General features: G+C 54.8%; 11 protein-coding genes. All 11 read left to right on the top strand.

The annotated features are described in order from the left end of the window. The first annotated feature begins 38 nt into the window (after window positions 1–38). A complete protein-coding gene (locus tag H9646_RS15115; protein ID WP_318244931.1) occupies window positions 39–590 on the top strand; it encodes a shikimate kinase in 552 nt (183 codons plus the stop codon). 87 nt (window positions 591–677) lie between these two features. After that, on the top strand, window positions 678–1,811 hold the full coding sequence (gene aroB / locus H9646_RS15110) for a 3-dehydroquinate synthase (RefSeq protein ID WP_191724286.1): 1,134 nt from the start codon (window positions 678–680) through the stop codon (window positions 1,809–1,811). Between the two features lie 74 nt (window positions 1,812–1,885). After that, window positions 1,886–3,052 carry a deoxyguanosinetriphosphate triphosphohydrolase gene (locus H9646_RS15105; RefSeq protein WP_191724285.1) on the top strand — a complete coding sequence of 389 codons (1,167 nt, stop codon included), beginning with the start codon at window positions 1,886–1,888 and terminating at the stop codon, window positions 3,050–3,052. 148 nt (window positions 3,053–3,200) lie between these two features. Continuing rightward, window positions 3,201–3,821, top strand: a complete 621-nt coding sequence (locus tag H9646_RS15100; protein ID WP_191724206.1) for a DUF1415 domain-containing protein — start codon at window positions 3,201–3,203, stop codon at window positions 3,819–3,821. Continuing rightward, a complete protein-coding gene (locus H9646_RS15095) occupies window positions 3,821–4,723 on the top strand; it encodes a class I SAM-dependent methyltransferase (RefSeq protein ID WP_191724205.1) in 903 nt (300 codons plus the stop codon). Before H9646_RS15100 ends, H9646_RS15095 begins: the two co-directional genes overlap by 1 nt. Window positions 4,724–5,087: 364 nt before the next feature. Next, complete coding sequence (locus tag H9646_RS15090) at window positions 5,088–6,605, top strand: TolC family outer membrane protein (protein ID WP_191724204.1); 1,518 nt, start codon at window positions 5,088–5,090, stop codon at window positions 6,603–6,605. Window positions 6,606–6,693: 88 nt separating this feature from the next. Further along, window positions 6,694–6,930, top strand: coding sequence for a hypothetical protein (locus H9646_RS15085; protein WP_191724203.1), 237 nt, complete (start codon window positions 6,694–6,696; stop codon window positions 6,928–6,930). A 49-nt stretch (window positions 6,931–6,979) separates the two neighbouring features. Beyond that, window positions 6,980–9,175 (top strand): type I secretion system permease/ATPase, encoded by a 2,196-nt coding sequence (locus H9646_RS15080; RefSeq protein ID WP_191724284.1) that lies wholly within the window; start codon window positions 6,980–6,982, stop codon window positions 9,173–9,175. Window positions 9,176–9,246: 71 nt separating this feature from the next. Next, window positions 9,247–10,557: an HlyD family type I secretion periplasmic adaptor subunit gene (locus H9646_RS15075; protein ID WP_225214240.1), complete on the top strand. Its 1,311-nt coding sequence runs from the start codon at window positions 9,247–9,249 to the stop codon at window positions 10,555–10,557. A gap of 159 nt (window positions 10,558–10,716) precedes the next feature. After that, complete coding sequence (locus H9646_RS15070; RefSeq protein ID WP_225214232.1) at window positions 10,717–11,214, top strand: response regulator transcription factor; 498 nt, start codon at window positions 10,717–10,719, stop codon at window positions 11,212–11,214. A gap of 220 nt (window positions 11,215–11,434) precedes the next feature. Next, window positions 11,435–13,239: retention module-containing protein (locus tag H9646_RS15065; protein WP_191724200.1), on the top strand; the 1,805-nt coding region annotated here is incomplete at its 3' end.

Here is a 13,239-nt window from a genome sequence, read left to right as displayed (position 1 = left end):
AGGGCGGTCTTTGTGTATCTGTGAATCAGGAAGTTGCTGTGCACTTTTCTCTCATTGGCCTTCCGGGGTCAGGAAAATCGACCATTGGGCGCCATTTGGCGCGGCTGTGGAAACTGCGCTTTGTAGACACTGACCACGTGATTGAGCAGCGCCTGGGTTGCAGTATCAAGGCGTTTTTTGCGGCGCAGGGTGAAGTCGCGTTCAGAGACATTGAGTCGCAGGTACTGGCTGAGTTGTTGCAGCAGGATCAGGTCTGTGTTTTGTCGACCGGTGGAGGTGCCATCTTGCGGGCCCAAAACCGAGAGGTGTTAAAAGCCCGAAGCACTGTGTTTTATCTGCAGTCCTTGCCAGAAGATATCGCTCGCCGTTTGCGCAATGACACCACGCGGCCGCTGATGCAGGGAGATGACCCGCTCAAGAGGTTGCACACATTGCTGCAAGAGCGTGGGCCGCTGTACTTGGAAACCGCGCACTATGCGATTGATGCAGCCAGGCAGAATGCCTCTCAAGTCAGCCGCAAAATTTGCATGCAGGCGGAGCTGGCTGGTTTACTGCCTGGACACGGGATCTGCAATGCAATCGAAGATTGAAGGTATAAATACGTGGAATGCTTGGATTTCCAAGCAATGATGAACCATCCCCCCCAAGGCCGTTTTCGGCCTTGTTTGTTTGCAGAGATGATTGCCGTGACACAACAGAGCCAAACCGTCCACATTGATTTGGGTGATCGTTCCTATCCCATAGTGATTGCTGCAGATTTGTTGGCGCGGTCTTCCACCTATGCGCAGTGTCCTCCTGCGGCACAGGCGCTGATTGTCACTAACTCCACCGTTCAGCCGCTCTATGCCGCGCAGCTCAAAGCCGCTTTAGAAAGTAAATACCAGCAAGTGCATACCGTGGTGCTGCCCGATGGTGAAGCACATAAAGACTGGCAGACGCTGAATCTGATTTTTGATGGCTTGCTGAGTAAAGGCTGCGACCGCAAGACGGTGCTTTTTGCTTTGGGCGGTGGTGTCGTTGGAGATATGACAGGTTTTGCTGCTGCCAGCTACATGCGCGGAGTGCCGTTTGTGCAGGTGCCAACCACGCTGTTGTCGCAGGTGGACTCCAGTGTCGGGGGCAAAACAGCCATCAACCACCCCTTGGGAAAAAACATGATTGGTGCTTTTTATCAGCCCCAATTGGTGGTGTGTGATTTGGCATCACTGGATACGTTGCCTGCGCGTGAAGTGTCAGCAGGTTTGGCCGAAATCATCAAATACGGTCCGATTGCGGATATGGAGTTTTTTGAGTGGCTGGAAGCACATATGGATGCACTGCGCAGCTTAGAGCCCGCAGCGCTCATGCACGCTGTCAAGCGCAGTGTAGAAATTAAAGCCTGGGTGGTCGGCCAAGATGAAAAAGAAGCGGGGCTGCGCGCCATTTTGAATTTTGGTCATACTTTTGGGCATGCTATTGAAGCGGGCATGGGCTATGGCAACTGGTTGCATGGTGAAGGTGTTGGGGCAGGCATGGTCATGGCTGCACACTTGTCACAAAGGCTGGGCTTGGTCGATGCCAGCTTTGTAGACCGGCTGACGCTGTTGATTGCACGTGCAGGCCTGCCCACCCGCGGTGCCGTGATAGATGCTACCGATAACGCAGGGGCATACCTGGAGCACATGCGCGTGGATAAAAAAGCACAAGCGGGTGAGATTCGCTTCGTGCTGATAGACGGCCTTGGCAACGCCACCATGCGCTCTGCGCCCGATAGCTTGGTGCGCGAAGTCATTGATGCCTGCTGCATGCAAGGCGTCGGTATTCAAGGCTGATAAAAAGATAGTTTCTTGCGCTTTTCAATCAGCGCTGGCGTGTTTTGTATTCAAAGAGAAAGCTGCCTGTGCAATTGCTTTTATCCCCTTGGGCTTGCCAACCGCAAGAAACACGTGGGCGCAGATATTTTGAGGCCGCTGCACCAACGCGCACGGAGCACCAGCGGGATCGTGATCGCATCGTGCATTCCAGTGCCTTTCGGCGTCTGGTCTACAAAACACAGGTTTTTGTGAACCATGAGGGCGATCTGTTTCGCACGCGGCTAACTCATTCACTGGAGGTCGCGCAGCTGGGGCGCTCCATTGCTCGCCCTCTGGCGCTGAACGAAGACTTGGTCGAAGCCATTTGCCTGGCACATGATTTGGGGCACACCCCTTTTGGGCATGCAGGACAAGATGAGCTCAATGCTTGCATGCAGGGCTTGGGTGGCTTTGAGCACAATTTGCAAAGTCTGCGGGTTGTGGATGCGCTGGAAGAACGCTATCCCCAATACGACGGAATCAATCTCACGTTTGAAACGCGTGAAGGCATCCTCAAGCATTGCTCACGCGCGAATGCACTGAAGCTTGAGGCGCAGGAGCCCGGCGGCGTTGCTGCCCGCTTCTTGAGCGGACAGCAAACCTCTCTGGAAGGGCAGCTGGCCAATCTGGCAGATGCGATTGCCTACAACGCCCACGATGTGGATGACGGCGTGCGCTCTGGCTTGATCAGCGTCGAGCAACTGCAAGCAGTGCCTTTGTTTGCACACTTTCATGCACAGGCCTTGATGGAATATCCACAGCTGGCTCAGCCAGAGGCGGACAGGCGTTTGCTGTATGAAACCATTCGCCGCATGCTCAGTGCGCAGGTGTACGACGTGATTGGCACGACCCGCCAGCGTATCGAGCAAGCCGGTGTGCAAAGCGCTGATGAGGTACGAGCCTGTGGACAGCGGCTGGTAAGTTTCAGCCCCGATATGCAGGCGCAGTCGCAAGCGCTGAAGCATTTCTTGTTTCACCAGCTGTATCGTCACGTGCAGGTCATGCAGACCATGGATGCTGCAAGACAAGTCGTTCGTGAATTGTTTGATGCCTACCTGCAGCAACCGAGCATGATGAAGCCGCGCTACGCGTTGCGTGCGCAGCAGGCGGGCAGTGCAGCCGCGCAGGCACGGGTGGTGGCAGACTTTGTGGCGGGGATGACAGACCGGTATGCCGCCAAAGAGCATGAGCGCATCACGGGCCAGCGTCTGCTGGCTTAAGCTGGGACAAGAGCATGCGCGAGAGAGAACTTGCGCTGGGGCAACAGCCAATCGCTATGTGGGCTGCAGCAAAGCCTGTGCTTGGCTAAAATTTGAAACACAACACAAAAGGGGGCATGGTGCCCCCATTTGTTTTTGGGGCCAATACATGACCGATACCACCACAGAACTTGCCTTTCCTGAAGACGTCGTCATCGCAGATACGGTGCGCTGGCTGGAGAAGGCCGTGATCGGCCTGAACCTGTGCCCATTTGCCAAAAGCGTACATGTCAAAGGCCAAATCCACTATGTGGTCAGCCAGGCCAGCGATGCTGAGGGCGTTGCCATTGATCTACACCGCGAGTTAGAGGCTCTGGCAGAAAGCTCGCCAGAAAAGCGCGACACCACGCTGCTGATCCTGCCGCAGGCCTTCGCAGAGTTCTTGGACTTCAACGATTTCACTGAGCTGGCCGACGACTTGGTCGAAGAGCTGGATTTGGGCGGTATTTTGCAGGTGGCCTCTTTCCACCCGTTGTTCCAGTTTGAAGGCACGGATGTGGACGACGTCACCAACTGCACCAATCGTGCGCCTTACCCCATCTTGCATTTGCTGCGAGAAGACAGCATTGACAAGGCGGTTGAAGCGTTTCCTGAGGCGGAGATGATCTACGAGCGCAATATGCAAGTGCTGGGAGAAATGGGCATTGAAGGCTGGCTGGATCTGGATCTGGCTGCGCGCTGCCCGGTCGCGCTGCGGGATGCGGATGAGGCCGCCACTGAGAAGAAATAATGAGTAAGCACAACAAGGCCGCCAAAGGCCAGACCGCCAGCGCCAAGCCCGCTGTCCAGGATATTGCAGCCCAGCTGGAGTTGAAGCCAGGTCAAAGCATTGAGTTACTGAAGGCGCTGCACATTCTGACGCGTGACGGCAAGCTCAACCAAGACTCGCGCCGCAAGCTCAAGCAGGTCTACCACCTCTACCAATTCATTGAACCTATCTTGCAAGAGTTGGGCAAAGAGGGGCAGGCAGTGACCCTGGCCGACCATGGCGCCGGCAAGTCATACCTTGGCTTTATCTTGTATGACCTGTACTTCAAGCCGCAAGGCCAAGGCAGTATTTACGGCATTGAGACCCGTGCGCCCTTGGTAGAAGCTTCGCAAAAACTGGCCGCTGAACTGGGTTTTGAGCGGATGCATTTTCTGAACATGTCGGTAGCCGAATCCACGCGCGCCGACTTCATGCCTGAACGTTTTGACGTGGTGACTGCCTTGCATGCTTGCGATACGGCAACCGATGACGCCATTGCATTTGGCCTGCAAAAGAAAGCCAAAGCCATGGTGCTGGTGCCGTGCTGTCAGGCAGAGGTTGCTGCTTGTTTGCGGCAGACCAAGGCGCTCAGCCTCACACGCACGCCACTGGCTGAATTGTGGCGCCACCCCATTCATACCCGTGAGATGGGCAGCCAGATTACCAATGTGCTGCGCTGCCTGTATTTGGAAGCGTGTGGCTACCAGGTCACGGTAACCGAGCTGGTAGGCTGGGAGCACAGCATGAAAAATGAGCTGATCGTGGCACGATACACCGGCCATAAAAAGCGCAGCGCTGCAGAGCGTCTGCAGCAGCTTTTGACAGAGTTCGGACTCGAGAGCTTGGCGCAACACCGTTTTTTGCTACCCGCACAAACGAGCTGAATTTATTTAAGTATAGCTTTAAGCGCTTAACTGGCTTGGTTTTCACTATGTTTATTAGTTGAAAGTCAAGACAGTTAAGCGCTTTTTGCTATGTAAATTAATTTTCCAACCCACCAAAGAGTGTTTAACAAAATTTATAGAAGTGTTGTTCTTGATGTTTTTTGTTAATCGTTGATTTTGCCGATTTCACAGGTAAGTGCCGTCTTGCACGAAGCGTCAAGAATTCTTAAGTCGCTCTAGGGTGCCATCCTATTTCATTGTGTATTTTTTGTGAGTAGATTAGTATTTATGTAGTTTTTCAATCCATACCGTTTATCGATTGAATTTATCTATTAATCGACCACTTACCTGTGCAGGTGCACTTATGAAAATGCGTAACCTTTCCAAAGTGATGACGACTCTGGGCATCACCTCGTTTGCAGTCAGTGCGTTTGCGCAGCAAGCGGCTCCAGCAATGGCTCCACAGGCAGCACCGACAACTGCTCCACAAGCGGTGCCAGCAGTGGCTGCGCAAGCAATGGCACTTGTCGGTTTAAATCAGGTCGTTGAGCGCGCGATCACATCGCATCCGGAAATCAATGCGCGCTACCAAGATTTTGTCTCTACGCTGGAAGATCAGAACATTGCACGTGCTGGCTGGCGTCCCAGCATTACGGCCCAGGCTTGGACGGGTCGCGAGTGGCGCAGCAATATTGAAAATGCACCCTCATACGACTGGAACCGTCCAGGCTGGAATGTGGAGTTGCGCCAACTGATTTTTGATGGTGGAGCAACATCGAACCGCATTCGCCAATTTGGCTTTGAAAAGCTGTCCAAATACTACGATTTGCACGCGACCTCCAACAACCTGGCCAACGAGGCGGTGGCCGCCTATCTGGACGTGCAGCGTTATCGCTCCATGCAAGCACTGGCTCAAGAGAATTTCTCCATGCACGCGGCCACGCTGGGCCAGCTGCGCGAACGTCAGGAGTCTGGCGTAGGCCGCGGTGTCGACATGGAGCAGGCCAGTGGCCGCCTGTCCTTGGCGCAGACCAACTTGATGACGGAGAGCAATAACCTCAACGACGTGACACAGCGTTTTCGCCGTGTAGTCGGTGAATATCCTGCAGCCCAATTGCCTGCTGTTCCAGAGGTCACCGGAGGCTTGCCGGTGATTGGCCAGACGCAAAATTTTGAAGAGTCACTGCGGGTGAATCCCGCCATCTTGTCCAAGCAGGCTTTGGTGCAAGCGGCGCAGGCGGGTGAAAAAGTAGCCAAGGCCGCCGGGTACGCGCCGACACTGGATGTGCGTGCCTCAACCGGGCGAGATCGTGAACAACCAGGCGCTTTGTATCGCGACGTGCAAAGCTCGCGCGTCCAGCTGATGCTGACTTATCCGATCTACCGCGGCGGTGCAGATTCGGCGCGTATTCGTCAGACTGCCGCACAAGGCTATGCGGCACAGGATGTTCGCGATTACACCTGCCGTAACGTGCAGCAGGAACTGTCGGTGGCATGGAACAACATTGTCCGCTTGCGCCAGCAACTGCCTTTCTTGCGTGAGCATGAGCTTTCCACTTCCAAGGTGCGCGTTGCCTACATGCAGCAATTTCGCATTGGTCAGCGCTCCTTGCTGGACTTGCTGGACACCGAAAACGAATTGTTCGATGCACGGCGAGCCATGATCAATGCCGACTATGACCTGAAGAAAGCAGAGTACTACTGGCTGGCTCTTTCCAACCAGGTTTTGCCTAATTTGGGGTTGGTACAACCCCATCGCGATGCAGAGCCAGAAGAGCAACAGGCGCTGGTCTTACCTGACGAGCCGTTGCGCGCCTGCATGGATACATTGCCTGACACAAGTAACTTGACACCTGTGGCTTTGAAACAAATGCCCAAATAAGGCGCGTGACCTGCGCAAAGTACGATTCACTGAAGCTCTTGTGTAAGCAAGCATGCAAGCATGGTTGCTTACCTCGAGGGAGGGCGGTATGGCTCATAAAGATATAAAAGACGAGCCTCACAAAGGCAAACAGAATTTTTCAGCACTTGATGAGGATTTCATCCGTGTGCTGGAAGATTTGATTGACGCATTGCTGACCAATGGGACATTGCGCCTGACGGATCTGCCCCCGCATGCCCTGGCCAAGCTCAATGAGCGCAAGAAGGAGCGAGATCGACTGCGCAACTCGCTAGACCTCATGCCCGACGATGACATTTTGATCTGACACGCAAGAGGTATCTATGAACGCACCTAAAGATGCGCCGTCGGGTTCAATGCAGTCTGCAGATGTAGCTGATGGTGGTTCGCCCGCCGCACCAGCGAACAACTTTCGTTTGCCGCCACACAGCACGCAAGACGATCCGTTGCTGATGTGTCTGGTGGAGCTAACGCGTATTCACGGAACGCCATGTTCGGCGCAAGCGCTGAGCAGTGGGCTGCCCTTGGTGGGCAATCGTTTAACCCCCTCCTTGCTTGAGCGTGCAGCAGCACGGGCGCGCTTTACGACGCGCATTGTGAGGCGTGAATTAAATGAGGTGCCTGCAGGGTTGCTGCCAGCGATCTTGCTGCTGAAAAATAACCGTGCTGCGCTTTTGCTGCAGCAGCTGGATGCACAGCGTTTTCTGGTGCAGTTTCCGGAGGCCGCCAGCCCTGTGGAGGTGCCAGCTGCAGATTTGCTGGAAATGTACTCGGGCTACCTGTGCTTTGTACGACCTCAATTTCGATTTGAAAAGCGTGCAGAGCAAGGCTTAAAAAACAGCAGTGAACATTGGTTTTGGGCTGCGGTACAGGGTAGCAAACGGTTTTATCGCGATGCCTTTCTTGCTGCAGTACTGATCAACTTGTTTGCACTGGCGATTCCATTGTTCAGCATGAATGTGTACGACCGTGTTGTGCCGAACAACGCAGTGGAAACGCTGTGGGTGCTGGCCATTGGTGTGAGCTTGATTCTGGGGTTCAACTTTGTACTGACCACAGCACGCGCCTATGTCGTGGATACGGCAAGCAAGCGTATTGACGTGGCTTTGTCCGCACAAATCATGGAGCAGGTTCTGGATTTGCGCATGGAAAGCAGGCCAGCGTCGGTGGGCTCTTTTTCTGCCAATCTGCGCTCTTTTGAATCGGTGCGCGACTTTATCGCCTCTGCAAGCCTTACCACCTTGGTGGACCTTCCATTTGTCTTGCTCTTCCTGGTGGTTCTGGCCTGGATATCTCCGTGGATGCTGATTCCGCCGATTGTGGCCATTTTGGCTGTGCTGCTGGTTTCTTTCTATGCCCAGGCGAGCCTTGAGAGTTTGACGATCAAAACGTTTCAGGCCGTATCGCAGCGCAATGCATTGCTGGTTGAAACCCTGACGAATCTGGATGCAGTGAAGACGCTCAACGCACAAGGCGGTGTGCAGCGACTGTGGGAAAGTGCCACTCAATACATTGCTTTTGTTGGCGGCAAGATCAAACTGATTTCTGCGGCCAACGTGAATTTTGTGCAGACCATGCAGCAACTGGTCACCGTAGCGGTGGTGATTATCGGTGTCTACCTGGTTCAGGCTACGGAGCTGTCGATGGGTGGAATCATTGCCGCGTCAATGATCTCCGGGCGGTGTATTGCTCCTTTGGGCCAGGTTGCGGGGCTGATGATGCAGTACCACAACGCCAAGACATCGCTGTCGTCGATCGACAACTACATGAAGATGCCTGTTGAACATGGCAAGGAGCGTGACTTTGTTTCACGTCCCGTGCTGCATGGGGGCATTGAGTTTCGGAATGTGAGCTTTAGCTACCCCAAGTCTGATCAGCTTGCCTTAAGCGGCGTGAGCTTTGTGATCAAGCCTGGTGAAAAGGTGGGCGTGATCGGGCGCATCGGGTCTGGAAAAACAACGCTGGAAAAACTGATCTTGGGGCTGTACCAGCCGCAAGAGGGCGCGATCTTGATTGATGGCGTCGATGTACGGCAGATTGACCCCATAGATTTGCGCCGCTCGATTGGGCATGTGCCCCAAGACCCCATGCTTTTTTATGGCAGCCTCAAGCACAACTTGCTCGTTGGCGCACCTTATGCGACAGAAGCTGACATGCTGCATGCCGCGCGCATAGCTGGGGTAGATGAATTCGCAGCAGAGCACCCGCAGGGCTATGAAATGCCGATTGGCGAGCGGGGTGAGTCTTTATCCGGAGGGCAGCGCCAGTCCATTGCGGTGGCCCGGGCACTGATTCAAGACCCGCCCATCTTGTTGCTCGATGAACCCAGTAGCAACTTGGACAACCAGAGTGAGGCTTTGCTCAAGACCCGACTGAAAGAAAGCAGCGGTGACAAAACGATTGTCTTGGTCACACACCGAACTGCTTTGCTGGAGCTGGTTGACCGCCTGATTGTCATTGATGCCGGCAAAGTGGTCGCAGATGGAGCTAAGGAGCAGGTGATTGAGGCGCTGAAGTCAGGGCGTATTGCTCGTGCAGGAGGTCGCTCATGAACAAGCCCGAGACCAGTAAAAAAACATGGCGAGAGCGTTGGGAAAATTGGTTGCTGCAAGGTGACTCCCAGATGACGGGCCTGCAGCAAGATGATTTGATTGCAGATGCGCAATGGGCAGCCGGTCAGCAGCAAGCCAAGGGCTCACGCCTGCTGCTGTGGGGTGCACTGCTTGCTGTTGTGGTGTTGTTGATCTGGGCGTGTGTTGGCCACATTGACGAAGTTGTGCGCGGCCAAGGCAAAGTTGTGCCCTCTCGGCAGGTGCAGGTCATTCAAAGTCTGGATGGGGGCATCGTCGAGGAAATCTTGGTTCGACCGGGGGAGCACATCGAATTGGGGCAGGTGTTACTGCGCATTGACCCTACGCGTTTTACATCTTCATTGGGCGAAAGCAAGGCAGAAGTACTGGCACTGAAAGCCAAGGCTGCGCGTTTGGAGGCATTGGCTACAGGTGATGTCTTTAAGGTGCCAGAAGATGTGATGAGAGACGCCCCACAGATCGTGCAGATGGAGCGGCGTTTTTGGGAAACCAAAACTCAGGAGCTTGACACCACCATCAGTATTGCAAGAGATCAACTGAACCAGCGGCAGCAGGAGCTGCGGGAAACAGCTGCCAACCGTGATCAAGCCACATCCAGCTGCAGTTTGACGTCTGAAGAGCTGGCTGTAACCCGGCCATTACTCAAGAGCGGAGCGGTTTCCGAGGTTGATTTGCTGCGCTTGCAGCGTGATGTGGCTCGTTTTTGTGGCGAGGCCAAAGCGGCAGGTGCGCAAATTGGGCGTATCCAGGCAGCGATTCAGGAGGCGCAGCGCAAAGTGCAAGAAGCGGAGCTCAATGTGCGCAACCTGGCTCGCGTGGAGCTGTCAGAGACAAAGTCCAAACTTTCTACCTTGGAGCAAGGGCAGCTTGCGCTGGCAGATCGGGTCAAGCTGGCAGAAGTACGCTCTCCTGTGCGTGGAACAGTCAATACCTTGATGGTCAATACCGTCGGCGGTGTAGTCCAGCCGGGCAAAGACATCCTTGACATCGTGCCCATGGATGACAGTTTGCTGCTGGAGGTGCAGGTCAATCCCAAAGACATCGGATTTTTGCATTTTGGACAGAAAGCAGAGGTCAAATTTACGGCCTATGACTTCGCCATCTATGGAGGCTTGACCGGCAAGGTAGAGCAAATTGGAGCGAACACCATTACGGATGAACGGGGTAACTCGTACTACATCGTGAAGGTGCGAACGGACAAGGTGCATGTGGGAGATAACTCGCGCCCGATCATCCCAGGCATGCAGGCTGAAGTGCATGTTCTGACTGGGCGGCGCACGTTGATGCAGTACTTGCTGAAACCTATTTTGAGAGCCAAAGCGAATGCTTTGACCGAGCGTTGAGCTTGTCTTCTTTATGCATGTGAGGAAAAGATGCAAGTACAGCCTATTTTGATCGTGACGAGGGATGCTGGCCTGTGGGAAAGATGGCAACTTTTGTCAGAAGCAGGAAAGAAGCCGTATCGAGGCGTTGATTTACAAGACGTCTTGCACTGGAAGTCCATGGGCAATCACCTGGTGATTGTGGATATGGCGTTGCTCAAGCAATCCAATGCCCAAGATGGGTGGCAACAGTATTTCGATGGTTTGCGTGTGCTGGTGCTCAGCGCCCACATGAGTGACGCTGAAGGGCAGATGGTGCTGGCAAAAGGTGCCTGCGGCTATGCGCATACGCATTTGTCAAATGACGCCTTGGTACTGATTGTCAACAGCATCGATACAGGTGCAATCTGGCTGGGCCGCAGTCTCTTGCAGAGAATGCTGCAAGACATTGAGCAGCGCTTGCCGGTGATCACCGAGAGTGACTGGGCTCGGTTGCTTTCAGTGCGAGAAAAAGAGGTGGCCCGCCTTGCTTCGACCGGGCACAGCAACGCAGAAATAGCACAGCAATTGCTGATCACCGAAAGAACCGTTCGTGCACATTTGTCTTCAGTGTTTGAAAAATTGCATGTGGATGACCGCCTCAAGCTGGCGCTCAAAGTGCATGGCATACAGCGCTAGCTGCTGGTGCTGTTTGTAGGAGAAAGCAGCTGCCTGATTGTGCGAATTGAGCAGCTTTGATTGTCATCTTTTGAGGGGAAATCCATAAAGAGCAAGCCTAACCGTCCAAGCGGTTGATCTATTGGCTTTGCCGCCAATAGCTTTGCAAGTATTCATTTCCTAATATTTCTCCAAGGGCGGCGCTTTGGTGCCACTAGTGTTCACCTTTTGGAGAGATGTGATGGCAAATACTTCTGCATTGATTACCAAGTTGGAAGGTCAGGCCTGGGTTCGCAATAGTGATGGCAGCTTGCAGCCATTGCGTGTTGGAATGCGCATCCCCATTGATGCAGACATCGTCACAGCGGCAGGAAGCCAGCTGTCTCTTCAGGGTAATGAAGATGGTGTTCTTCAGATTGCAGCAGATCAGCAGCTCAAGCTGTCTGAGGATTTATTTCAAGCAGCAGAGCCGAGCGAAGCGGCCATCGCCAATCCGGTAGATGCAGATGTCAATGCATTAATCACAGCGTTGAATGATGGGCAAGACCCTCTGGCAGAGCTGGACCCTACAGCGGCGACGCTTTCTGGTGGTGAAGGTGCAGGCAGCACCTATGTGCGGCTTGCCAGTGTGATCGAACGGACCACACCCTTAGCGCTGCAATATCCTCGCTCCATTTCCGCTGGCACAGAAGACTTCATCTCTGGTGGGGCGGTAGCCCAGGATGATGAACCAGCCCCTCCAGCCCAGGTCAGCATCGGATCAGATGCCCAGACAGTCTATGAGGCAGGGCTGGGTAATGAAGCGACAAGCGAAACAAGCAGCGGCACTTTCAGCGTAAGTGCCAGCGATGGTATTGCCTCAATCACCATCGGCGGTGTGAGCTACTCACTGGCTCAACTCAAGGGCAATGTGGCACTACTGCCCCCTGTGAACACACCTGACGGCACGATCAAAATCACGGGCTTTGTCTCGGATGCTGGCAACCAAAATGGCACCGTCAGTTATGAATACACGCTCACGGCAGCTCAGGCGCATGCCAGCGCTGATGGCAATAACACACTGACTGACACCATTGCTGTGGGTGTGGTGGGTTCGGGCGGTGTGACCAGTACGGGCGAAATTGTTATCACCATTGTGGACGATGTGCCGGTGGTGACGCTGTCTGGAGCGGTGACCGCGGTGGAAGGGGCAGCAGCCATCACCGGGGCGTGGAACCTGGCGGCAGGCGCCGATGGTGTGACACCGGCCAACTTCACGATCTCGATCGACGGAGGCGCTGCACAGACAGTGGCGTACGGCACGGGCATCAACACCGGCAAGGGCACGTTGACGATCAATGCCAACAACACATGGAGCTTTGTGCCCGCCAGTGGTCTGAACAACGCCGGCGGCGTGAACGTGAACTTCACACTCAGTGCCAAGGATGGCGACAACGACACCAGCAGCGCTACGCACACCATCTCGGTGACCGATGGTCCCGGCCCGGTGGTCTCGGGCCCCAACGGCGGGGTCATCACCCTGGCGCTGGATGACCAGAACCTGGCTGGCGGCAGTACGCCTGCCAACCCTGACTTTGCCCAAGATGCCATCACCTTTACGGCAGGCTCGGATGCGATTGCCTCGCTGAAGTTCGGTACGGACCTGAGCACTCTGTCGACGAGCGCAGGCCTGGTCTGGAGCCGTGTCTCGGACACGCAGATCGTCGGCAAGATCGGTGCGACGACAGTCGTGACGCTGGATCTGACGGCCAATGCAGGCAACACCACCGCTACCGTCAAGGCCACGCTCAACAGCAACTACACCGGGCACACAGCGCTGGGCGATGACCTGGCGGCACTGGGTTCGGTCAAGGTGGTGGCCACCGACACCGATGGAGATACGGCGCAGGGCACCGTCAATGTGACTGTCTCGGACGATATCCCTGTGGTGACGCTGTCTGGAGCGGCGAGCGTGGTGGAAGGGGCAGCCGCCATCACCGGGGCGTGGAACCTGGCGGCAGGCGCCGATGGTGTGACACCGGCCAACTTCACGATCTCGATCGACGG

It is taken from the genome of Comamonas avium (assembly GCF_014836675.1).
GTDB classification, from domain to species: domain Bacteria; phylum Pseudomonadota; class Gammaproteobacteria; order Burkholderiales; family Burkholderiaceae_C; genus Comamonas; species Comamonas avium.
This window is presented reverse-complemented; position numbering and strand designations above follow the sequence as displayed.

Coding starts and splice junctions, on each gene's coding strand:
- aroB (WP_191724286.1), top strand. CDS start 678: ATGATTGCCGTGACACAACAGAGCCAAACCGTCCACATTGATTTGGGT.
- H9646_RS15100 (WP_191724206.1), top strand. CDS start 3,201: ATGACCGATACCACCACAGAACTTGCCTTTCCTGAAGACGTCGTCATC.
- H9646_RS15095 (WP_191724205.1), top strand. CDS start 3,821: ATGAGTAAGCACAACAAGGCCGCCAAAGGCCAGACCGCCAGCGCCAAG.
- H9646_RS15090 (WP_191724204.1), top strand. CDS start 5,088: ATGAAAATGCGTAACCTTTCCAAAGTGATGACGACTCTGGGCATCACC.
- H9646_RS15085 (WP_191724203.1), top strand. CDS start 6,694: ATGGCTCATAAAGATATAAAAGACGAGCCTCACAAAGGCAAACAGAAT.
- H9646_RS15080 (WP_191724284.1), top strand. CDS start 6,980: ATGCAGTCTGCAGATGTAGCTGATGGTGGTTCGCCCGCCGCACCAGCG.
- H9646_RS15075 (WP_225214240.1), top strand. CDS start 9,247: ATGACGGGCCTGCAGCAAGATGATTTGATTGCAGATGCGCAATGGGCA.
- H9646_RS15070 (WP_225214232.1), top strand. CDS start 10,717: ATGGGCAATCACCTGGTGATTGTGGATATGGCGTTGCTCAAGCAATCC.